This window comes from Serratia sp. CMO1 (assembly GCF_015689115.1).
Classification (GTDB): Bacteria; Pseudomonadota; Gammaproteobacteria; order Enterobacterales; family Enterobacteriaceae; genus Serratia; species Serratia marcescens.
In genome coordinates this window covers 4,213,821-4,235,295 of record NZ_CP065032.1, presented here as the reverse complement: position 1 = coordinate 4,235,295, position 21,475 = coordinate 4,213,821, and the positions used below count along the sequence as shown (strand labels likewise).

The following is a 21,475-nucleotide window of genomic DNA, read 5'->3' as shown; positions in this document are numbered from 1 at the left end:
AGCAGGGTTAAGGCGCCGGGAATCGCGGTAAGATAATGACAACTGTGCGTCAGTGGGCAGCATACGGCGGGCCGAGCGCGCCGCGCTGAAACCGACGCGAATGCGTAACTTATTGGTGTTAAAGAATTATGACCGTTGAAATTGAACTGAAATTCATCGCCGCGCCGCAAGCGGTGGCCGCTCTGCCACACTGGCTCGCCGCCTGGCCGCATCAGCATTCCGCGCCGCAAAAGCTGACCAACATTTACTTCGAAACGGCCGACAACTTCCTGCGCCGTCACGACATGGGGCTGCGCATTCGCGGTTTCGACGATCGCTTTGAGATGACCATCAAAACCGCCGGTAAAGTGGTGGGCGGCCTGCACCAGCGCCCGGAATACAATGTCGCTATCGCCGAGCCGCAGCTGGCGTTGGCGCAGTTCCCTGCCGACATCTGGCCGCAGGATTGCGATATCGCGGCGCTGCAGCAGGCGTTGCAACCGCTGTTCCGTACTGATTTCGTGCGTGAGAAGTGGGTGGTTACTTACGGCCAAAGCGAGATAGAGATTGGCTTGGATCAGGGTGAGGTGCGCGCCGGTGATCTCAGCGAAGCCCTGAGTGAGATAGAACTGGAGTTGCTGAAAGGCAATACCGCCGATCTGCTGGCGTTGGCCGGTGAGCTGGCGGCGCACGACGGGCTGCGTCAGGGCAGCCTGAGCAAGGCGGCGCGCGGTTACCACCTGGCGCAGGGCAATCCGCCGCGTGAGGTGCGTCCGCTGCGGGTGCTGAAGCCGGCGGCGAAGGCGACCGTAGAGCAGGGGATGATCGCCGCCTTCGAGCTGGCGCTCAGCCACTGGCAGTACCATGAAGAGCTGTGGCTGCGCGGCGACGCGCAGGCGCGCGCTTCGGTGATTGAGGCGGTCGGAACGATCCGCCAGGCGCTGGTGATCTTCGGCGGCCTGGTGCCGCGCAAGGCCAGCGCCGATCTGCGCGCCCGCCTGACCGAGCTCGAACCGCTGTTGGCGGACAAAACCGCGCAACCAGAGACCCTGTGCTACAGCGCGGTCTACCTGCAATGTAAGTTGGCGCTCACATCATGGCTGGTGAGCGGCGCCTGGCGGCCGTTTATCGACGCCAAAGCGCAGGCCAAGCTGGATGGTTCTTTCAAACGCTTCAGCGACATCATGCTGGGGCGCAGCGGCGCAGAGCTGAAAGAGGCCTTCAGCCGTACGCTGAACGAAGATGAATATCAGGAACAATTGCCGCGCCTGACGCGTCAGATTTCGGCGCTGGTCCTGCTGTCGGGCGCTTATCCCGACGAGCAGACCGGGCCTTATATCGAGGCCTGGCGCGAGCTGCAGGCGGCGCTGAGCGAGCGCCGTCAGGGCTGGTATGAAGCCAGCCGCAAACAGGCCTTATCGCATGCGCCATTCTGGTTAAACGGCGCGCTTCGTTAATCAAGCCGGCCCGCCAGCCGTGGGCCGCAGAACGGGTCATACACTATGTCGCCACTTTCAGCCGCGTTACAGGCTCAGGCACAGCAGATTGTGCAGCGTTTTCAGGAAGTTCACGGCGCGGACTGCGCCTTTAGCGAGCAGGAACAGTGGGTGCTGGCGTCGAGCGATTTCGTCAGCGACGCGCTGCTCGCTCAGCCTGCCTGGCTGGCGACGCTGCGCGAACAGCCGCCGGCGCCCGGCGAGTGGCAGCACTATGCCGCCTGGCTGCAGGACGAGCTGGAAGAGGTGCGCGACGAGGCGCAGCTGATGCGCACGCTGCGTCTGTTTCGCCGTGAAACGCTGGTACGCATTGCCTGGGCGCAGGCTCAGGGGCTGTGTTCGACCGAAGAAACGCTGCTGCAGCTGAGCGGACTGGCGGAAACGTTGATCGTCAGCGCGCGCGACTGGCTGTACCAAACCTGCTGCCGCGAATGGGGCACGCCGTGCAACGCCGCCGGCGAGCCGCAGCCGCTGTTGATCCTCGGCATGGGCAAGTTGGGCGGCGGCGAGTTGAATTTCTCGTCGGATATCGATCTGATCTTCGCCTACCCGGAGAACGGCCAGACCCAGGGCGGACGGCGCGAGCTGGACAATGCCCAGTTTTTCACCCGCCTCGGCCAGCGGTTGATCAAGGCGCTGGATCAGCAAACCATCGACGGCTTCGTCTATCGCGTGGACATGCGGCTGCGGCCGTTCGGCGACAGCGGCCCGTTGGTGATGAGCTTCGCGGCGCTGGAAGATTATTATCAGGAGCAGGGGCGCGATTGGGAGCGCTATGCGATGGTGAAGGCGCGCCTGATGGGCGGGGCGGAAGACGCCTATAGCCAGGAGCTGCGCAAAACCCTGCGGCCGTTCGTGTTCCGCCGCTACATCGATTTCAGCGTCATCCAATCTTTGCGCAACATGAAGGGCATGATCGCCCGTGAAGTGCGGCGGCGCGGTCTGAAGGACAACATCAAGCTGGGCGCCGGCGGCATTCGAGAAATCGAATTCATCACTCAGGTATTCCAGCTGATCCGCGGCGGCCGTGAACCGGCGCTGCAAGGGCGTTCGCTGCTGCCGACGCTGCAGGCGGTGGGTGAGCTGGGGCTGTTGGAGGCCGAGCAGGTGCGGGCGCTGAGCGCCGCCTACCTGTTCCTGCGGCGGCTGGAGAACCTGTTGCAGGCGATCGGCGATCAGCAAACCCAGACGCTGCCGCAGGAGGCGCTCGATCAGGCCCGGTTGGCCTACGGCATGGGATTGGCGGATTGGCCGGCGCTGATAGCGGCGCTGGACGCGCACATGCAGGCGGTGCGCGCGGTGTTCGACGACCTGATCGGCGACGATAGCCCGGATGTCGGTGAAGATCCCGACTACCAGCACTACCACAGCCTGTGGCAGGACGCGCTGGAGGAGAACGAGCTGGCGCCGCTGACGCCGCATCTCGACGAAGAGGGGCGCCGACAGATGCTGCGCACCATCGCCGATTTCCGCCACGACGTCGACAAGCGCACCATCGGCCCGCGGGGCCGCGACGTGCTCGATCAGCTGATGCCGCGCCTGCTGGCGGAGGTGTGCCCGCGTCAGGACGCGCCGACCGCGCTGGTGCGGCTGGCGCAGCTGCTGCTCAGCATCGTCACCCGCACCACCTACCTCGAGCTGCTGGTGGAGTACCACGCGGCGCTCAGTCATCTGATCCGCCTGTGCGCCGCGTCGCCGATGGTCGCCAACCAGCTGTCGCGTTACCCGCTGTTGCTGGACGAACTGCTGGATCCGGCCACGCTGTATCAGCCGGTGGCGCTGGACGCCTACCGCAGCGAGCTGCGGCAATATCTGCTGCGGGTGCCGGAAGACGACGAAGAGCAAAAGCTGGAGGCGCTGCGTCAGTTCAAACAGGCGCAGCAGCTGCGCATCGCCGCTGCGGATATCGCCGGCGCGCTGCCGGTGATGAAAGTGAGCGATCACCTGACTTATCTGGCTGAGGCGATCATCGACGCGGTGGTGCAGCAGGCCTGGATCGACATGGTGGCGCGCTACGGCCAGCCCACCCATTTGCAGGAGCGTGAGGGGCGCGGCTTTGCGGTGATCGGCTACGGCAAACTGGGCGGTTGGGAGCTGGGTTACAGTTCCGACCTCGATCTGGTGTTCCTGCTGGATTGCCCGCCGGAGGTGATGACCGACGGCGATCGCTGCATCGACGGCCGCCAGTTCTACCTGCGGCTGGCGCAGCGGGTGATGCATCTGTTCAGCACCCGCACCTCTTCCGGCATTCTGTATGAGGTGGACGCGCGGCTGCGGCCTTCCGGCGCCGCGGGGATGCTGGTCAGCACCGTCGAGGCGTTCGCCGACTACCAGCAAAATGAAGCCTGGACCTGGGAACATCAGGCCCTGGTGCGCGCGCGTATCGTGCATGGCGACCCGGCGCTGCATCAGCAGTTCGACGCGATCCGGCGCGAGATCCTGTGCAAAACGCGCGATCCGGAGACCCTGAAGCGCGAAGTGCGCGAGATGCGCGAAAAGATGCGCAACCATCTCGGTAACAAGCAGCGCGATCTGTTTGATATCAAAGCTGATGAGGGCGGCATTACCGACATCGAATTTATCGCCCAATATCTGGTCTTACGCTATGCGCCGGGTGAACCGCGCCTGACGCGTTGGTCGGACAATGTGCGCATCTTCGAGCTGATGGCCAATTACGACATCATGCCGGAAGAGGAGGCGCGCGCGCTGACCCAGGCTTATGTCACCATGCGCGACGAGATCCACCACCTGGCGCTGCAGGAGCATTCCGGCAAGGTCGACAGCGAGCTGTTTGCCGCCGAGCGCGAGCAGGTGCGCGCCAGCTGGGCCAAATGGCTGGATTGATACCTTTTTGCGGGTATTCCGGCGGTCTGTGGTAATATCTGCGCCACTAAAATTTTGTTCTTTTTTGGAGTTATCGGATGAAAGTTACGCTGCCTGATTTTCGCCGCGCCGGTGTGCTGGTGGTCGGTGACGTCATGTTGGATCGCTATTGGTATGGGCCGACCAGCCGCATTTCACCGGAAGCCCCGGTGCCGGTGGTCAAGGTCGATACCATCGAAGAGCGTCCCGGCGGCGCGGCTAACGTGGCGATGAACATCGCTTCGCTGGGCGCTACTTCCCGCCTGGTGGGCCTGACCGGCATCGACGATGCGGCGCGGGCGCTGAGCGCCAAACTGAATGAAGTCAACGTGCGCTGCGACTTCGTCTCGGTGCCGACCCATCCGACCATCACCAAGCTGCGCGTGCTGTCGCGCAACCAGCAGCTGATCCGTCTCGACTTCGAAGAAGGCTTCTCCAACGTCGATCCGCAGCCGATGCTGGAGCGCATTCAGCAGGCGTTGCCGCAGATCGGCGCGCTGGTGCTGTCCGATTACGCCAAGGGGGCGCTCAGCCAGGTGCAGGGCATGATCCAGCTGGCGCGCGCCGCCAAGGTGCCGGTGCTGATCGATCCGAAAGGCTCCGATTTCGAGCGCTATCGCGGCGCGACGCTGCTGACGCCGAACCTGTCCGAGTTCGAAGCGGTGGTGGGCCACTGTAAGGATGAGGCGGAACTGGTGGAACGCGGCATGAAGCTGGTGGCGGATTTCGAGCTGTCGGCGCTGCTGGTTACCCGCTCCGAACACGGCATGACGCTGCTGCAGCCTGGCGTTGAGCCGCTGCACTTGCCGACTCAGGCGCAGGAAGTGTTTGATGTGACCGGCGCCGGCGACACCGTGATCGGCGTATTGGCCGCCTCGCTGGCCGCCGGCAACTCGCTGGAAGAGTCCTGCTTCCTTGCTAACGCCGCCGCCGGCGTGGTGGTGGGTAAGCTCGGTACGTCTACCGTGTCGCCCATCGAGCTGGAAAACGCGGTGCGCGGCCGCGCCGAAACCGGCTTTGGCGTGATGACCGAAGCGCAGTTGAAAAACGCCGTGGCGCAGGCGCGTCAGCGCGGCGAGAAAGTGGTGATGACCAACGGCATCTTCGACATTCTGCATGCCGGCCACGTCTCTTATCTGGCCAACGCCCGCAAGCTGGGCGATCGCCTGATCGTTGCGGTGAACAGCGATGCGTCGACCAAACGCCTGAAAGGGGAAAAACGCCCGGTCAACGCGCTGGAGAACCGCATGATCGTGCTGGGCGCGCTGGAAGCGGTGGATTGGGTGGTGCCGTTCGAGGAGGACACGCCGCAGCGCTTGATCGCCGACATCTTGCCGGATCTGCTGGTCAAAGGCGGCGATTACAAGCCGGAAGAGATTGCCGGCAGTGCGGAGGTGTGGGCCAACGGCGGCGATGTCAAAGTGCTGAACTTTGAAGACGGCCTGTCGACCACCAACATCATCAAAGCGATCAAAGACGGGCGCGGCTAACGCCGGGCGACGTAAAGTACAAGGGCGCGCGGTGCGCGCCCTTGGCGGGAATTATTCGTCTTCCTGCTTGGCGGCCGGCGCCGCGCTCAGCTTGCTTTCCAGCTCGGCCATGCGCTGCTCCAACAGCGCCAGCTTCTCGCGGGTGCGCAACAGCACCTGAGTCTGCACGTCGAACTCTTCGCGGTTAACCAAATCCAGACGGGTCAGCTGCGACTGCAGCACCTGACGGATTTTTTTCTCAACGTCTTCCCCGAATTCACGAACGCCTTTAGGCATGGACTCATGAACCTGGCGTGCGATTTGTTCGATTTTTTTCGGGTCAATCATGGCGTATCCCTTTCAGAGTTTAATAGCTGCCGCTTAGTGTAATGCGAGTTGCCCGTCGGATAAACCATTAAGCGCATTCGCCGTACGTGGCCGAATTGTGCTTTTGCCAATTGCCCTGCCTACCCATTAGCGTTATAGTCATCTTGCTTATTCTCAGGGCGGGGTGAAAGTCCCCACCGGCGGTAAATCACCTTCTACGGTGAAAGCCCGCGAGCGCTCAGCCAGCCTGTAAAGGCCGGTTAGAGGTCAGCAGATCCGGTGTAATTCCGGGGCCGACGGTTATAGTCCGGATGGGAGAGAGTAACGGTATCTGCCGGGCATGCGCCCGCTTGCGTTATTTTTTTAGCTATTGCTAGCTACTCCTCAAGATCGCCCTGGTTCTGGTAATCCATAATTTTTAATGAGGTTTTTTACCATGAATCAGACGCTACTTTCAGACTTCGGCACGCCAACAGAACGCGTTGAACGCGCGATCGACGCACTGCGCAACGGGCGCGGCGTAATGGTGCTCGATGATGAAAACCGTGAAAACGAAGGTGACATGATCTTCGCCGCGGAAACCATGACCGTTGAGCAGATGGCGCTGACCATTCGCCACGGCAGCGGTATCGTGTGCTTGTGCATCACCGAAGAACGCCGTCAGCAGCTTGAGCTGCCGATGATGGTGACCAATAACTCCAGCCAGTTCCAGACCGCCTTCACCGTGACCATCGAAGCGGCGCAGGGCGTGACCACCGGGGTTTCCGCTTCCGATCGCCTGACCACCATCCGTGCGGCGGTGGCAGACAGCGCCAAGCCGAGCGACCTGAACCGCCCGGGCCACGTGTTCCCGCTGCGCGCGCAGCCGGGCGGTGTGTTGAGCCGTCGCGGCCACACCGAAGCGACCATCGATCTGGTTTCCATGGCCGGTTTCAAACCAGCCGGCGTGCTGTGTGAACTGACCAACGACGATGGCAGCATGGCGCACGCGCCTGAAGTGATCACCTTCGCCAAACAGCACGACATGGTGGTGCTGACCATCGAAGATCTGGTGGCCTACCGCCAGGCGCACGAGAAAAAAGCCAGCTGATAGCCGGCCGCTTTCAACGATAAAAAAAGCCGCGTAAAGCGGCTTTTTTTGTGGCTACCGTTTTGACAGGCGTTCGCCGATGCGGCTGGCGTAATTCATCACGTGGAAGGTGTAGTTCTCCTCCACCGTGCCCTGGAACAGATGCGCCCAGGGGCCGATGGCGTAGATGCCGAGATCTTCCCCGCCGTGCGTCTCGCTGTTCAGCGGCACCAGCGCCGGCTGAATAAAGTCGGGCGCGGTGGTTTGCTCCATGGTCAATGCCGGGCGCTCGGTCAGCGGGATCGCGCCGCCGGGGCCATTGGCGAAACCGAGGGTGGTGTAGGGCTTGCCGTCGCTGCCCAGCCGAGGTTTGCCGTCGACGCCGACGGAAATGCCGAGGATAGGATTGCCGCGCTTGGCATAGCCGGCGATGGTCAGCGTGTGGCTGTGATCGCCGGTCACTATCACCAGCGTGTCGTCCAGATCGACCTTATCGACGATGGTTTTCACCGCTTCGTTCAGGGCGACCGCGTCGCTCAGCGTGCGGTAGGCGTTGCCGTTATGGCTGCCGTGATCGACGCGCCCACCCTCCACCAACAGCAGATAACCCTCAGGATTCCTGGACAGAATATCGATGGCCTTGCCGGCCATTTCCGCCAGTGAGGGTTCTCCCGCCGCGTCTTGTCGCCGGTCGTGCTCGAAGTTCATGTGCGACGGCTCGAACAGAGCCAGCAGATGGTCGACGTTGCCCGGTTCGATTTTGTTGAACTGCGCCTGATTCCAGACGTATTGTCCGCGCTCGCCGTAGCGTTGCAGCCAGGCCTGCGTCAGGTCGCGGCCGTCCTTTCTGGCACCTTTCTTGCCGGGGTATTCCGGATCGCTCACGCTGTCGGGCAGGAAGTTGGCGCGCCCGCCGCCCATCGCTACGTTCAGGCCGTTGCCGTACTTCATTTCCACCAACTGGCGCGCGATGTCGCGGCAGCCTGCGGCCAGGGCATTTGCCGGCATTTTGGCGTCAGACTCCCAGTCGCGATTGGCGATATGGGCATAGGTGGCGCCCGGAGTGGCGTGGGTAATGGTGGCGGTCGTCACGGCGCCGGTGGACATGCCGAGCGTTGCGGCCATCTCCCACAGTGTGGTGACGGCCTTGGTTTGCTGATCCTCGCAGTTGTTGAGGGTAGCCGTATGATCGAGACCCATCAGATCGTTGATGGTTTTGACGCCGGTGGTCATCGCCACCGCGCTGGGCGCAGAGTCGGTGATTTGGGCGTCGGCGGAGTAGGTTTTGGCCGCCGCCAGATAGGGGAAGGCCTCCCAGGCCAACACGTTGGATTCGCCGTCCACGCCGCGCTGCTGCCCTTCAAAAATGCGGGCGGCGGTCACGGTGGAAAACCCCATGCCGTCACCGACGACCAGAATGACGTTTTTGGCGCGGTTGGTGTTTGGGGTTTGTTTCAGTCGCTGTTGCAGCTGAGTTTGCGCCTGAAGGAAGTAAGGATCTTCGCGCTGCGTCAGTTGCGCGTTGTCCGCCGCGCCGGTGGTTGCCGTCCAGCCGGCGAGTAAGAACATGGAAAGCGCCAGGCGGGTTGCCAGTGTGAGTCTGAACATGAATTCCTCCTTGGTGAGACGTAATTCCCATCGCGCGACGGCGTTGCCTGCTCCCGTCGGCAGAGGAGGAGTGTATAGATTTTGTTAACAAAAAATACATAAATTGTTCACAAATTGGATCTGTGTAGCAGTAATGTCATGGTATTCACTGATCTTATTATTTTATTGAAATATATGATTTTTTTATCTTTCTGTTGACCGGCGTATTTCTCTACTTTTAATTCAAATTTATTGAATATCTTCATCACGGTTATCCGGCTGTGTTGCTGCGGCAAAGCGCGTAATGTAACGCCATAGCACAATTTGAACTAAGGATCCCTCTATGAACACCTCTCGTATGCCGGCACTGTTTCTTGGCCACGGTAGCCCGATGAACGTGCTGGAAGACAACCGTTACACCCGGGCATGGCGTGCGTTGGGTGATTCATTGCCGCGCCCGAAGGCGATCGTGGCGGTTTCCGCGCATTGGTATACCCGCGGCACTGCGGTCACCGCGATGGAAAAACCCAAAACCATTCACGACTTTGGCGGGTTCCCGCAGGCGCTGTTTGATACCCGTTATCCGGCGCCAGGCTCTCCCGCGCTGGCCGCGCAGCTGCAGCACATTCTGGCGCCAGTGCCGGTAACGGCGGATCTCGGCGAGTGGGGGTTGGATCACGGCACCTGGGGCGTATTGATCAAGATGTATCCCAATGCCGATATCCCGGTGGTGCAGCTCAGCGTCGACGGCACGCAGCCGGCGGCTTACCACTATGAGCTGGGCCGCAAACTCGCGGCGCTGCGGGATGAGGGCGTGATGATCGTCGCCAGCGGCAACGTGGTGCACAACCTGCGCATGGTGAAATGGCAGGGCGACACCAGCGCCTACCCATGGGCGGAATCGTTCAATAACTTTGTCCGGGATAACCTGCGTTATCGGGGCGATAATCACCCGCTGGTGGATTTCATGCGCCATGAGGGCGCGGCGTTGTCGAATCCGACGCCGGAACACTATCTGCCGTTGCTGTATGTGCTTGGCGGTTGGGATGGAAAAGAGACCATCAGCGTGCCGATCGACGGTATCGAAATGGGGGCGCTGAGCATGCTGTCGGTACAGGTGGGGTAAAGAAAGAACGCCAGTCAGAGACTGGCGTTTTTGCTTTCAGCGGGGCGATCAGCCGAGAATAGTGTGCGGATAGAAGCGCGACAGATCCTGCGTGATCAGTTCGCGATCTTCGCGCAGGCCGATGCCGCAGGGTTGATCGTTCACCAGCCAGCTGCCGATCAGCGTGTAGCTGTCTTCGAACTTCGGCAGCGGATGGAACTGCTGCACGATCATGCCTTCTTCACCGTACGGCCCATCGACGCGCGCCACTTCCTGACCGTTTTCGACGATCTGGATATTGGCGCCTTCCCGCGAGAACAGCGGTTTGGTGACGTAATGATCCATCGGCGGATGATCGTCTTGCGCGAAATAAGCCGGCAGCAGGTTAGGGTGGTTCGGGAACATTTCCCACAGCAGCGGCAGCAGCGCCTTGTTGGAGATGATGCTCTTCCAGGCCGGCTCCAGCCAACGCACGCCGGCGTCTTCCAGCTTGGTGGAGAACATCTCGCGCAGCATGAATTCCCACGGGTAGAGCTTGAACAGGTTACCGATCACCTGATCCTGCAGATCGGTGAACTGGCCTTTCTCGCCAAGGCCAATCTCTTCCATGAACAGGAACTCGGTCGGCAGACCGGCTTCCTGCGCGCAGTCCTGCAGATATTGCACTGTGCCGCGATCTTCTTCGCTGTCCTGGCAGCACGCCAGGTGCAGCATGCCGAAGCCGTGGTGCGCTTTCAGCTCGCCGAAACGCTCGATCAGCTTCTCCTGCAGGCTGTTGTACTGATCCGATTGCGGATCCAGCTTGCCGGCGTTGATCTGGTCTTCCAGCCACAGCCACTGGAAGAAGGCCGCTTCATACAGCGAGGTCGGCGTATCGGCGTTGTTCTCCAGCAGCTTCGGCGGGTTGACGCCGTCGTAGGCCAGATCGAGACGCGAATACAGCGACGGCTGGTTGGTGCGCCAGGAGCTGCGCACGAACTCCCAGGTGTGTTTCGGGATGCAGAACTTGGCCATCAGCTCGTCGCTGCCGACCACTTTTTCCACCACCTGCAGGCACATCTGATGCAGCTCGGCGGTGGCGCTTTCGATCTCTTCAATCTGCGCCAGCGTGAACTGGTAATAGGCGTCTTCACACCAGTACGGCTCGCCGTACATGGTGTGGAAACGAAAACCGAACTCGGTCGCTTTTTCACGCCAGTCCGGGCGCTCGGTAATAGCAATACGTTTCATGCATCAACCGCCCATGCTGCGAGAGCCGGAGTTGGAAGTGGCGCTGCTGCGCTGCATGCTGGTCTGCTTGGCCACGGTCTCGCCGAAACCACCGCGGGTCACGGTATTGGTGACCGCAGGCTTCGGCGCCATGGCGGTTTTCGGCACCGTCATGGTGCGGCCGCCGGCGGTGGCCGGGCCGTAGCTCTTGCCGCTGGCGTCGACAAACTTGCCGTTCGCCGGGCTGGCGGCGTTCTTGGAGGTGAACAGCGGCTGCTGCGCGAAGCCGGAACCGCCCATCAGGCGGCCCATCATATAGCCCGCCATCAGCGGCATCCAGAAGCTGCCGCTGCTTTGTGATTCCGCCGCCATGCCGGCCTGTGCCGGAGCCTGGGTACACTGCGCTTCGCCGAACTCGGCGACGCAGTCTTCGCGAGTGGCGTATTTCGGCGCGGTTTTCGCGGCTTCTTTCAGGGCATTGTTGTAGGCGGTGGTGCACTGCTCGCTCATCGAAGGATTGGCGCGCGAACAGTCATCGGCATTCTGATACAGGGAGACCGTTTCATCGCTCTTCTCGCAGCCGGCCAGCATAAAGACGGCGCTGATCGCCAAAGCCACGGGCGCGACACGGTAGCTGCGCCAGGATTTGCGGAACGTCTCTTGGTTGATGTTTTTTGTCCGTTTCATCGTTATCAATCCCATCATGCGGGCTGTTTTCGCCCTTTCCCAGTAGTGGCGCTAAGGATAGGGGAAACATGGTCAAAATTAAAGCTGAAACGCCCGCAGAATCGACTCTTTACGCAGTTATACGTTGGGGTGTGCGCCAGTTCGCTTTCGCGGCGAAAAAACGCGCGTTGGCGTTTCATCATGAAACGTTGTCGCTATGATGATGTTCCATAATGGAACAAAAATCGCGTGGCTCGCCAGGTGGGCGGCAGGCGCTCATAGTCGAAGCACAACAACAAGCCGGCGGCGAAGTCGGCGCGTCATCACCTGATATCTGAACGTACCATCGCCAACTCCCTACAAGGATCCGGTTATGTTGAGAATCATCCAGTCACCAGGCAAATACATTCAGGGCGCCAATGCGCTGGCCGCCGTCGGCGAATACGCCAAATCCCTCGCCGACCATTATTTCGTGATCGCCGACGACTTCGTGATGCAGCTGGCGGGCGACACCCTGATGGGTAGCCTGCGGCAGCACGGCGTGAAACATCATGCGGCCCGCTTCAACGGCGAGTGCTGCCGTAAAGAGATAGACCGGCTTGGCTGCGAGCTGCAGACCCACGGCTGCCGCGGGGTGATCGGCGTCGGCGGCGGCAAAACGCTCGACACCGCCAAGGCCGTCGCCCACTACCAACGGCTGCCGGTGGTGCTCATTCCCACCATCGCCTCCACCGATGCGCCGACCAGCGCGCTGTCGGTTATCTACACCGAACAGGGCGAATTCGCCGAATACCTGATCTACCCGCGCAACCCGGACATGGTGGTGATGGACAGCGCCATCATCGCCAACGCGCCGGTGCGCCTGCTGGTGGCCGGCATGGGCGACGCGCTCTCCACCTATTTCGAAGCGCAGGCCTGTTTCGACGCCCAGGCCACCAGCATGGCCGGCGGCAAATCGACACTGGCGGCGCTCAGTCTGGCGCGGCTGTGCTACGACACGCTGCTGGCCGAAGGGGTGAAGGCCAAGCTGGCGGTCGAGGCCGGCGTGGTGACGGAAGCGGTGGAACGCATCATTGAGGCCAATACGTATCTGAGCGGCATCGGCTTCGAGAGCAGCGGGCTGGCGGCGGCGCACGCCATTCACAACGGTTTCACCGTGCTGGAGGAGTGTCACCACCTGTATCACGGCGAGAAAGTGGCGTTCGGCACCCTGGCGCAACTGATGCTGCAGAACAGCCCGATGGCGCAGATTGAAACCGTGCTGGCGTTTTGTCATGACATCGGCCTGCCGATCACGTTGGCGCAGATGGGCGTCACCGGCGATGCGGCGGCGAAGATGATGGCGGTGGCCGAGGCCAGCTGCGCCGCGGGTGAAACCATTCACAACATGCCGTTCAAGGTCACCCCTGCGGGCGTGCAGGCGGCGATCCTGACGGCGGATAGGCTGGGCGCCGCCTGGTTGCAGCGTCATTGATACCGTTGGGGCGCGGTGCGCCGCGCCCCTGTTCTTACAGAGGAAACCATCGTGAAAAAACTGATTAATCAGGTCGAGTCGGTGTTGGAGGAGCAATTGCAGGGGCTGGCGGAGGCCCATCCCGAGCTGCTGGTGCACGCGGATCCGGTGTTCGTCACCCGCGCCGACGCGCCGGTGGCGGGCAAGGTGGCGGTCTTGTCCGGCGGCGGCAGCGGCCATGAGCCGATGCACTGCGGCTTCGTCGGTGAAGGGATGCTCGACGGCGCCTGTCCGGGCGAGATTTTCACCTCGCCGACGCCGGATAAAATGTACGAGTGCGGTCAGGCGATCGACGGCGGCGCCGGGGTGCTGCTGCTGATCAAGAACTACACCGGCGACGTGCTCAACTTCGAAACCGCCACCGAGCTGCTGCACGACAGCGGCGTCGCGGTGGCGACGGTGCTGGTGGATGACGACGTGGCGGTCAAAGACAGCCTGTTTACCGCCGGGCGGCGCGGGGTGGCCAACACCGTGCTGATGGAGAAACTGCTGGGCGCCGCCGCGGCGCGCGGCGACGATCTGGACAGCGTGGTGACGCTGGGGCATCGCATCAACAACCACGGGCATTCAATCGGCATCGCACTGGGCGCCTGTACCGTGCCGGCCGCCGGCAAGCCGTCGTTCACCCTGGCGGAGAACGAAATGGAGTTCGGCGTCGGCATTCACGGCGAGCCGGGCATTGCGCGCCGCCCGTTCACCACGCTCAACGCGGCGGTGGACGACATGTTCCATACGTTGATCGACCACGGCCACTATCAGCGCGCGATCCGCGTCTGGGATCGTCAGCAGGGCGAGTGGCGCGACGAGATGCAGACCAAGCAGCCGCTGACGCGCGGCGATCGGGTGATCGCGCTGGTCAACAATCTGGGCGCCACGCCATTGTCTGAGTTGTATGGCGTGTACCATCGGCTGGCGGAGCGCTGCGCCGAGGCGGGCATCATCATTGAACGCAACCTGGTGGGTTCTTATTGCACCTCGCTGGATATGCAGGGGGTGTCCATCACGTTGTTGAACGTGGACGACGAGCTGTTGTCCTTGTGGGATGCGCCGGTGAAAACGCCTGCGCTGCGTTGGGGTTGCTGAGGAGGAATCATGGCGTTGACCAAACAACAGGTTGTCGATTGGCTGATGCGTTGCGGCGAGGTGTTCAGCCGGGAGCGCGATTTTCTGACCCAGCTGGACACCGAGATCGGCGATGCCGACCACGGTTTGAACATGAATCGCGGTTTCAACAAGGTGGTGGAAAAGCTGCCGTCGGTGGCGGACAAAGATATCGGCTTTATCCTGAAAAACACCGGCATGACGCTGCTGTCGAGCGTGGGTGGCGCCAGCGGTCCGCTGTTCGGCACCTTCTTCATCCGCGCGGCGCAGGCGGCGAACGCCAAGCAGAGCTTGGATCTGGCGGAGCTGCATCAGGTGATGCAGGAAGGGGTGGAAGGCGTGGTGATGCGCGGCAAGGCGGAGCCGGGCGACAAGACCATGTGCGACGTCTGGTGGCCGGTGGTGGACAGTCTCGGCCAGTCCGCGCAGCAGAACCTGAGCGTGGCGGAGGCGCTGCAGCGCGCCGCCGACAGCGCCGAGCGGGCGGTGGAGAGCACCATCACCATGCAGGCGCGCAAAGGGCGGGCCAGTTACCTGGGCGAGCGCAGCATCGGCCACCAGGATCCCGGCGCCACTTCGGTGATGTTGATGATGAAAACGCTGGCCGAGGTCGCCGGCAGTTAGCAGGAGGCGAGATGATTAATATCGTGGTGGTTTCGCACAGCGCGTTGCTGGCGCGCGGCGTTGAGCAGTTGGCGCGGCAGATGATGCGCGGCGACGGCTGCAAACTGGCGCTGGCGGCGGGCGTGGATGACGAGCAGCACCCGATCGGCACCGACGCGGTCAAAGTGATGGAGGCGATCGAAGCGGTCGCCGACGGCGACGGCGTTCTGGTGCTGATGGATCTGGGCAGCGCGCTGCTCAGTGCCGAAACCGCGCTCGATCTGCTGGATCCGGATCTGGCCGCCAAAGTGCGGCTGTGTGCAGCGCCGCTGGTTGAAGGCACGCTGGCGGCGGTGGTGGCCGCCAACTCCGGCGCCTCGCTGGAGCAGGTGGTGGCGGAGGCGCAGGGGGCGCTGCAGGCCAAACAGGCACAGCTGGGCGAGGCTTCACCGACGGCGAAAAGCGTGGCCTTGCCGCTGGCGCAGGGCAAAAGCGCAACCTGGACGGTGCAGAACCCGCATGGGCTGCATGCGCGCCCGGCGGCGCGGCTGGTCGAGACGCTGGCGCCGTTCAAGGCCGAGCTGGTGCTGGAGAAGCAGGGGCAGTGCGTCGATCCGCGCAGTCTCAATCAGCTGGCGCTGCTGCAGGTGCGTCACGGCGACACCGTTCGCCTGATCGCCGACGGCGCGCAGGCGGACGAGGCGCTGGCGGCGTTCAAAGCGCTGGCGGAACAACATTTTGGCGAGACGGTCTCCGAGCGGCAGCAGCCTTCGCTGCACGGTATCCCGGTGGCGGAAAGCGTCACCAGCGGGCCGGTGTTTCAGGCCCACAGCTTCTGGCCGCCAACCGCCGATCGGCGTATCGGCGCGGACGAGGTGCTGGGCGAACAGCAACGCCTGCGGGAGGCGTTACAGCACACGCTGAGCGATCTGAACCGGCTGGCGGAACGCACCGGCACGCTGATCGGCAAGCCGCAGGCGGCGATCTTCGGCGCCCACAGCATGCTGCTGGACGATCCGGATCTGCAGCAGGCGGCTTACACCCGCATCGCGCAACAGCTGTGCAGCGCCGAGCAGGCCTGGCGGCAGGTGCTGGAGGCGATCGCCGAAGAGTACCGCGAGCTGGATGACGACTACATGCGGGCGCGCGAATTGGACGTGCGCGACATGCTGCGCCGCACGCTGTGCCATCTACAGAGGCTGCCGCTGCCGGTTATTGCGCTCGCAGAACCGTCAATATTGGTGATGGACGAACTGATGCCTTCGGAGGTGGTGATGCTCGATCGCCGGCTGGTGCTCGGCATCTGTCTGAGCGGCGGCAATGCCCTGTCGCACAGCGCCATTCTGGCGAAGGCGATGGGCATTCCGATGGTGGTCGGCATGCAGGATTGCCTGAGCAAAACCCGCAGCGGACAGAAAGCGATGCTGGACGCCGCGCGCGGGGTATTGCAGCTCAGCCACTAAGCGCGCAGCTTGAACTGGCGGATGTCGATCCCGTGCTGTTTGATCTTCCGCCACAGCGTGGTGCGGCCGATGCCCAGCAGCTGCGCCATCTCCGTCACCTGGCCGCGGCTGACGGTCGCCGCGCGCAGGATCGCCTGGCGTTCCATGTCCGTCAGCGTCAACAGCGGCGCGCCGGGCGGCGGATCGCTTTCCAGCAGCGACGGCTGGCCGAGCAGGTGCGCCGGCAGATCCGCCAACTGGATGTGGTGGCCGTGGCAAATCATCGCCGCGCGCTCTACCACCCCTTTCAGTTCCAAATCGTTGCCCGGCCACAGATAAAGCGCCAACTGGGCCATCACCTCGTCATCCACCCGGAAGCGACACTGAAAATGCTGCTCCAGCGTGCGCAGATGGTGTTTGACCAGCAGCGGAATATCGCTCAGCCGCTGGCGCAGCGGCGGGATCTGGATCTCGAACGCCTGCAGGCTGTAAAACAGCTGGCGGCGGAAGCGGTTTTGCTGCACCAGCAGCGGCAGGTCGGCGGCGCTGCCGGCGATCACCCGCACATCGACCGGGATCACCCGGCTGGAATTGAGGCGGATCACCACGCCGGTTTTCAGCACCTGCAGCAGCGCCGACTGCATTTCCGCCGGCAGGTATTCGATCTGTTCGAGATACAGCGTGCCGCCGTTGGCCAATTCGAATTTGCTGAGCTGGCCCGCCTCTTCTTCGCTGGCGTCGCTGCCCAACAGTTCACGCAGCCCCTGCGCCTGCGGCAGCAGCTGGCAGTTGAGGGCGATATACGGCCCGGCGGCGCGTTCGCCGGCGTTGTGGATAGCCTGGCTGAGCAGCTCTTTGCCAACCCCTTCCTCTCCGCGCAGCAGGATCGGATGCAGGCCCTTGGCCGCCTGCTGGCCGTAACGGATCAGCCGCCGCATTTCCAGCGAGGCGGAGGGCATTTGCTCGAAACTGTGGCTGACGCGCCCCAACTGGCTGCTGACGTACTGGCGCAGCCGCTCGAGCGGGTGCAGCAGGGCGATGAAACTGCAGCGATCGCCGTCGAAAATCGGCTTTAGCGTCAGCAAAGCGGCAATAAACTGCCGCTGGCTTTCGAAGGTGACTTCGACGTGTTGCAGCGGCTGCCGGTCGGCGATGGCGCGCTTGAGCAGGGCGGGCAGCGTCAACAGCTGCGCCAGCGGTTTGCCCTGGCTCTGCTGTTCGTCCAGCTTCAGCAGGCCGGCGGCGCGCTGGTTGATGTATTGCAGGTAGCCGCGGTGATCCCAGGCCATGACGCCGTCGTCCACGCCGTCCAGCAGGCCGTAAAGTTGATTCAGATGGCGGTTGGATTCCGCCAGTAGGCCGTCGGCGTTCAGCGAGTTGCCGATTTCGCGGGCGATGGCCAGCGTCAGCGACAGATCGCCGGCGGCACAGTCGGCCAGCAGGCAGCCCAGCGCGATCGAGCCGCGCTGGCGGCCGCTGTTGTCGTAGACCGGCGTCGCGCAGAATGACCAACCGTGCAGCGCCCGGCGCACGTGCTCTTCACCGCTCACTCGTACCGGGTGGCCTTCCGCCGCCGCCAGCGCCGGAGCATTGGTGCCGATCTGCCCCTCGGCCCAGTAGGCGCCGGGGGCGAACCCCAATTGCTGCAAAAGCTCCCAGGTTTGGGCGTCGCCGCAGCGCCACAGCATGCAGCCGCTCTCGTCGAAGATCATCAACAGACAGCGACGCGGCTCCATGTATTCGCAGGCGTCTTCCAGCGCCGCCTGGCCGAGCGTCAGCAGATCGTTCTTGCGGCGGCAAATCGATTCGAAGGTGGCGCCCTGAGCGCGGTGCGGTGCTTGCCAGACATCGGGTTGCATCAGGCTGCGGCAGCGCAGCCAGGAGGCGTACACCGCCGGCGTCGGGCGCAGCGGCGGCGGCAATTCGCCGTCGTTAATCAGACGCTGCCAGCGTGAATCGTTGTCCATCGAACCTCATCCAGACTGCGAAAACGAGAGTGACGATGATACCACCTGACGCGGCGGCGGCTGTGAGGCGGCGGGCAGAAGCGGGGAAAATCGGGACAAAAAAAACGGGGCGCGGCGCAGGCCGGACCCCGTGTTTATCCGCGTGCGCGCATCAGTTGCGGAATGGGTTGCCGCTGTTGCGAGCCGGTTGGCTGGTGGTAACGGCCGGCGCAGATGCGCGAGTGGCCGCCGGTGCCGGCGCCGCAGTTTGTTGCATCGGCGCATTGTCCTGATAGCCGTCCGCATAGGCGTCCTGCGCGCGATTCTGCGGTGCGACGGCGTCAGGCGCGGTCGATACCGGTTTGCCCAACGCGCCGTTCAACAGCAGCAGATCGTTCTGGTTCAGCGTGCCGAGCGCCGACTTGATGTTCAGTTGGTTGATCAAATAGGTATAACGCGCGTCGGACAGCTGACGTTTGGCGTTATACAGCGTGGTGGTGGCGTCCAGCACGTCGACGATGGTGCGGGTACCGACCTGATAACCGGCTTCCATCGCGTCCAGGGAGCTTTGCGCGGAGATCACCGCCTGTTTGTAGGCGTTGATGCTGCTGATCGAAGCGTTAACGTTGTTGAACGACGAACGCACGGTCTGCACCACGCTGCGGTGTGAGCTTTCCAACTGCTCGCTGGCGCCGACGAAGCCGTACTGCGCTTGTTTCACCTGCGAATTGGTCGCGCCGCCGCTGTACAGCGGCAGGTTGAAGCTCAGACCCACTTTGTTTTCACCGAGGTCTGCGTCGCGCGTGGTGTTGCGTGAGCCGCCGTAATTGTTGTTGGAGATCGCCGTGGAGGCGCTGAAGTCCACTGTCGGCATATAGCCGGTCTGCGCGGCGCGGATCTGTTCGCGCGCCAGATCCTGGCTCAGGCGGGCGGACAGCAGGCTCAGGTTGCGCGCTTCCGCTTCTTTCAGCAGGTTGTTCACCGCTTCCGGGCGTTGGGTGCTGAAGCGATCGGTGTTCAGCGAGGCCAGCTCGGGGTAGAAGGTGCCGGTGACCTGACGCAGCGTTTCCAGCGCGTTGTCCAGATCGTTGCGGGCGGAGACTTCCGCCGCCAGCACGGTGTCGTAGTTCGAGCGGGCGTTCTGCACGTCGGTGATCGCCACCAGACCCACGTTGAAGCGCTGGGTGGTTTGATCCAGCGTGCGGTACACCGCGTCTTTCTGCGCCTGGGTATAGGACAGCGTATCGATCGCTTTCAGCACGTTGAAGTAAGCGGTCGCCGTGTTGAGAATAAGCTGTTGCTCAGCGGTCTGGAAGGTGACGTCGGAGATGCCGGCGGTCTTTTCCTGCAGCGTCAGCTGGCGCCATTTCGACATGTCGAAGATGGTTTGCGTCAGCGCCAGCGAGCCGCTTGTGCTATCGCTATGGGTATCGCGGCTGTCTCGATACCCGCTGGTGTAGTTGTAACCGGCGGTCAGGCCGAGCTGCGGCAGCAACGGGCTGCGCGCTTCATTGATCTTTTCGAATGCGGCGTCGCGGTCAGCTGCACTTTTGCGCAGATCCGGGTTACTTTCCCTAGCCTGTTTGTAGACCTGCAGCAGGTTCTCTGCCTGGCTCATTGCACTGAAGCCGCCCAGGCTCAGTCCGATAAGAAGGGGGAGCAGTTTCTTCATTTGCATTCCTTGTTGTGCAGCAATATTGCTATGTTAGCGCTGACGATAGACGAAATAGTTGCCGATTCTAGCAGAGTCTGAGGTACGCATCAGGTGGCTGAATGTGCCATCTCACGTAACTTTTACCTTTCAGACCGCCCATTTACCTTGGCGTACTGCCCGGGTCGACTGCAGCTGATATTATGGCTGACAATCCGGATTGTTTCCCGCTATTACCTGCGAGCGCACAAACGTGCCGCATCCGGCGGCGAAAAACAGCCTAACATAAAGCCGCGGCGGAGAGTCCCGCTGTTTCTGTCATCAAAACCGTTTATTTTATCGGCATACTCACGCAGGAGAATTCGCGCATGAACCGTTCGCAGCCGTCGCCCGTTACTTTCGATAAAAAAGATGTAGAAATTATTGCACGCGAGACGCTGTACCGTGGTTTTTTTTCACTCAATTTATACCGGTTTCGCCACCGGTTGTTCAATGGTGAAATGAGCCCTGAAATCACGCGTGAAATTTTCGAACGCGGCCATGCGGCGGTGCTGCTGCCCTACGATCCGGTGCGCGACGAGGTTGTGCTGGTTGAACAACTGCGCATCGCCGCGGTCGATACCAGTAATTCGCCCTGGCTGCTGGAAATGGTGGCGGGTATGATCGAAACCGGTGAAAGCGTCGAGGACGTATGCCGCCGCGAAGCGCAGGAAGAGGCCGGCGTGGTGGTCGGGCGCTGCAAACCGGTGCTGAGCTACCTGGCCAGCCCCGGCGGCACCAGCGAACGTTTGTCGATCATGGTCGGCGAAGTGGACGCCGGCACCGCCGAGGGCATCCACGGCCTGGCGGAAGAACATGAAGATATCCGCGTCCATGTGGTCAGCCGCGAACAGGCTTACCGCTGGGTTGAGGAAGGCGCGATCGATAACGCCGCATCAGTGATTGCATTGCAATGGCTGGCGTTGCACCATGAATCGTTGAGAAAAGAGTGGGCCAACTAATGAAACAGCGCTATACCCCTGATTTCCCCGAAATGATGAGATTGTGCGAAACCAACTTCGCGCAATTGCGCCGCTTGCTGCCGCGCAACGACGAAGCGGGCGAAACGGTGACTTATCAGGTGAACGGCGCCGGCTATCGTTTGACCATCGTTGAGTCCACGCGTTACACGTCGCTGGTGGAGATCGAGCAGATCTTTCCGGCGGTCAGCTACTGGAGCCTGCCCGCGATGACGGTGCGGTTGTACCATGACGCCATGGTTGCGGAAGTGTGTTCCAGTCAGCAGATCTACCGCTTTAAAGCGCGTTATGATTATCCTAATAAAAAGTTGCATCAACGCGACGAAAAGCATCAAATTAACCAGTTTCTTGCTGATTGGCTGCGCTACTGTTTGGCGCATGGAGCGATGGCGGTTCCGGTTTGTTAGACAGACTGAAATAACAAAGGACAC

At 62.1% G+C, this 21,475-nt stretch carries 17 protein-coding genes and 1 riboswitch; of the genes, 11 read left to right on the top strand and 6 right to left on the bottom strand.

What is annotated here, in order from left to right; genetic code table 11:
- Positions 1-128: 128 nt before the first annotated feature.
- The 3 genes from IT763_RS20120 to hldE all read left to right on the top strand — a co-directional run bounded on the left by IT763_RS20120 (position 129) and on the right by hldE (position 5,827).
- On the top strand, positions 129-1,436 hold the full coding sequence (locus IT763_RS20120; protein ID WP_033639359.1) for an inorganic triphosphatase: 1,308 nt from the start codon (positions 129-131) through the stop codon (positions 1,434-1,436).
- A gap of 45 nt (positions 1,437-1,481) precedes the next feature.
- On the top strand, positions 1,482-4,319 hold the full coding sequence (gene glnE / locus IT763_RS20115) for a bifunctional [glutamate--ammonia ligase]-adenylyl-L-tyrosine phosphorylase/[glutamate--ammonia-ligase] adenylyltransferase (protein ID WP_049299878.1): 2,838 nt from the start codon (positions 1,482-1,484) through the stop codon (positions 4,317-4,319).
- 77 nt (positions 4,320-4,396) lie between these two features.
- On the top strand, positions 4,397-5,827 hold the full coding sequence (hldE, locus tag IT763_RS20110) for a bifunctional D-glycero-beta-D-manno-heptose-7-phosphate kinase/D-glycero-beta-D-manno-heptose 1-phosphate adenylyltransferase HldE (protein ID WP_004937214.1): 1,431 nt from the start codon (positions 4,397-4,399) through the stop codon (positions 5,825-5,827).
- A gap of 51 nt (positions 5,828-5,878) precedes the next feature.
- On the opposite strand, the gene IT763_RS20105 is transcribed toward hldE, so the two are convergent.
- Positions 5,879-6,154, bottom strand: a complete 276-nt coding sequence (locus IT763_RS20105) for an accessory factor UbiK family protein (protein WP_004937216.1) — start codon at positions 6,152-6,154, stop codon at positions 5,879-5,881.
- Positions 6,155-6,299: 145 nt separating this feature from the next.
- Positions 6,300-6,460, top strand: a riboswitch (FMN riboswitch).
- A gap of 109 nt (positions 6,461-6,569) precedes the next feature.
- Between IT763_RS20105 and ribB the strand changes: the two genes are divergently transcribed.
- On the top strand, positions 6,570-7,223 hold the full coding sequence (gene ribB, locus IT763_RS20100; protein ID WP_004937218.1) for a 3,4-dihydroxy-2-butanone-4-phosphate synthase: 654 nt from the start codon (positions 6,570-6,572) through the stop codon (positions 7,221-7,223).
- 54 nt (positions 7,224-7,277) lie between these two features.
- Here ribB and IT763_RS20095 read toward each other — a convergent pair whose 3' ends face one another.
- Positions 7,278-8,810 (bottom strand): alkaline phosphatase, encoded by a 1,533-nt coding sequence (locus tag IT763_RS20095; protein WP_016930150.1) that lies wholly within the window; start codon positions 8,808-8,810, stop codon positions 7,278-7,280.
- A gap of 322 nt (positions 8,811-9,132) precedes the next feature.
- On the opposite strand from IT763_RS20095, the gene ygiD reads away from it, so the two are divergent.
- Entirely contained in the window at positions 9,133-9,915 is a 783-nt protein-coding gene (gene ygiD / locus IT763_RS20090) for a 4,5-DOPA dioxygenase extradiol (RefSeq protein ID WP_097101371.1), read from the top strand.
- 48 nt (positions 9,916-9,963) lie between these two features.
- Here ygiD and IT763_RS20085 read toward each other — a convergent pair whose 3' ends face one another.
- A complete protein-coding gene (locus IT763_RS20085) occupies positions 9,964-11,124 on the bottom strand; it encodes a glutathionylspermidine synthase family protein (protein ID WP_206194955.1) in 1,161 nt (386 codons plus the stop codon).
- Positions 11,125-11,127: 3 nt separating this feature from the next.
- On the bottom strand, positions 11,128-11,790 hold the full coding sequence (locus IT763_RS20080; RefSeq protein ID WP_004937226.1) for a DUF1190 family protein: 663 nt from the start codon (positions 11,788-11,790) through the stop codon (positions 11,128-11,130).
- Positions 11,791-12,142: 352 nt separating this feature from the next.
- Between IT763_RS20080 and IT763_RS20075 the strand changes: the two genes are divergently transcribed.
- The 4 genes from IT763_RS20075 to dhaM are packed head-to-tail and all read left to right on the top strand — an operon-like array spanning position 12,143 to position 16,449.
- Complete coding sequence (locus IT763_RS20075) at positions 12,143-13,243, top strand: glycerol dehydrogenase (RefSeq protein ID WP_016930147.1); 1,101 nt, start codon at positions 12,143-12,145, stop codon at positions 13,241-13,243.
- A gap of 51 nt (positions 13,244-13,294) precedes the next feature.
- The gene (gene dhaK / locus IT763_RS20070) at positions 13,295-14,365 is read left to right on the top strand and encodes a dihydroxyacetone kinase subunit DhaK (protein WP_049299876.1); all 1,071 of its coding nucleotides are present in this window, start codon (positions 13,295-13,297) and stop codon (positions 14,363-14,365) included.
- A gap of 9 nt (positions 14,366-14,374) precedes the next feature.
- The gene (dhaL, locus tag IT763_RS20065; protein WP_016930145.1) at positions 14,375-15,007 is read left to right on the top strand and encodes a dihydroxyacetone kinase subunit DhaL; all 633 of its coding nucleotides are present in this window, start codon (positions 14,375-14,377) and stop codon (positions 15,005-15,007) included.
- An 11-nt stretch (positions 15,008-15,018) separates the two neighbouring features.
- The gene (dhaM, locus tag IT763_RS20060; RefSeq protein WP_016930144.1) at positions 15,019-16,449 is read left to right on the top strand and encodes a dihydroxyacetone kinase phosphoryl donor subunit DhaM; all 1,431 of its coding nucleotides are present in this window, start codon (positions 15,019-15,021) and stop codon (positions 16,447-16,449) included.
- Here the strand turns inward: dhaM and dhaR are convergent.
- Positions 16,446-18,395 carry a dihydroxyacetone kinase operon transcriptional regulator DhaR gene (gene dhaR, locus IT763_RS20055; RefSeq protein ID WP_143778504.1) on the bottom strand — a complete coding sequence of 650 codons (1,950 nt, stop codon included), beginning with the start codon at positions 18,393-18,395 and terminating at the stop codon, positions 16,446-16,448. The genes dhaM and dhaR overlap by 4 nt on opposite strands.
- A 151-nt stretch (positions 18,396-18,546) precedes the next feature.
- Complete coding sequence (gene hasF, locus IT763_RS20050; protein WP_016930142.1) at positions 18,547-20,046, bottom strand: multidrug efflux transporter outer membrane subunit HasF; 1,500 nt, start codon at positions 20,044-20,046, stop codon at positions 18,547-18,549.
- 347 nt (positions 20,047-20,393) lie between these two features.
- Here hasF and nudF point away from each other — a divergent pair, with 347 nt between their 5' ends.
- Both nudF and IT763_RS20040 read left to right on the top strand, forming a co-directional pair.
- Positions 20,394-21,026, top strand: a complete 633-nt coding sequence (gene nudF / locus IT763_RS20045) for an ADP-ribose diphosphatase (protein WP_016930141.1) — start codon at positions 20,394-20,396, stop codon at positions 21,024-21,026.
- Positions 21,026-21,451: a DUF1249 family protein gene (locus tag IT763_RS20040; RefSeq protein ID WP_004937244.1), complete on the top strand. Its 426-nt coding sequence runs from the start codon at positions 21,026-21,028 to the stop codon at positions 21,449-21,451. The genes nudF and IT763_RS20040 overlap by 1 nt, the downstream gene beginning before the upstream one ends.
- Positions 21,452-21,475: the final 24 nt, after the last annotated feature.

Bases quoted from the DNA above. Each gene is read 5' to 3' on its own strand.
- IT763_RS20120 (WP_033639359.1), top strand. From the start codon at position 129: ATGACCGTTGAAATTGAACTGAAATTCATCGCCGCGCCGCAAGCGGTG.
- glnE (WP_049299878.1), top strand. From the start codon at position 1,482: ATGTCGCCACTTTCAGCCGCGTTACAGGCTCAGGCACAGCAGATTGTG.
- hldE (WP_004937214.1), top strand. From the start codon at position 4,397: ATGAAAGTTACGCTGCCTGATTTTCGCCGCGCCGGTGTGCTGGTGGTC.
- IT763_RS20105 (WP_004937216.1), bottom strand. From the start codon at position 6,154: ATGATTGACCCGAAAAAAATCGAACAAATCGCACGCCAGGTTCATGAG.
- ribB (WP_004937218.1), top strand. From the start codon at position 6,570: ATGAATCAGACGCTACTTTCAGACTTCGGCACGCCAACAGAACGCGTT.
- IT763_RS20095 (WP_016930150.1), bottom strand. From the start codon at position 8,810: ATGTTCAGACTCACACTGGCAACCCGCCTGGCGCTTTCCATGTTCTTA.
- ygiD (WP_097101371.1), top strand. From the start codon at position 9,133: ATGAACACCTCTCGTATGCCGGCACTGTTTCTTGGCCACGGTAGCCCG.
- IT763_RS20085 (WP_206194955.1), bottom strand. From the start codon at position 11,124: ATGAAACGTATTGCTATTACCGAGCGCCCGGACTGGCGTGAAAAAGCG.
- IT763_RS20080 (WP_004937226.1), bottom strand. From the start codon at position 11,790: ATGAAACGGACAAAAAACATCAACCAAGAGACGTTCCGCAAATCCTGG.
- IT763_RS20075 (WP_016930147.1), top strand. From the start codon at position 12,143: ATGTTGAGAATCATCCAGTCACCAGGCAAATACATTCAGGGCGCCAAT.
- dhaL (WP_016930145.1), top strand. From the start codon at position 14,375: ATGGCGTTGACCAAACAACAGGTTGTCGATTGGCTGATGCGTTGCGGC.
- dhaM (WP_016930144.1), top strand. From the start codon at position 15,019: ATGATTAATATCGTGGTGGTTTCGCACAGCGCGTTGCTGGCGCGCGGC.
- dhaR (WP_143778504.1), bottom strand. From the start codon at position 18,395: ATGGACAACGATTCACGCTGGCAGCGTCTGATTAACGACGGCGAATTG.
- hasF (WP_016930142.1), bottom strand. From the start codon at position 20,046: ATGAAGAAACTGCTCCCCCTTCTTATCGGACTGAGCCTGGGCGGCTTC.
- nudF (WP_016930141.1), top strand. From the start codon at position 20,394: ATGAACCGTTCGCAGCCGTCGCCCGTTACTTTCGATAAAAAAGATGTA.
- IT763_RS20040 (WP_004937244.1), top strand. From the start codon at position 21,026: ATGAAACAGCGCTATACCCCTGATTTCCCCGAAATGATGAGATTGTGC.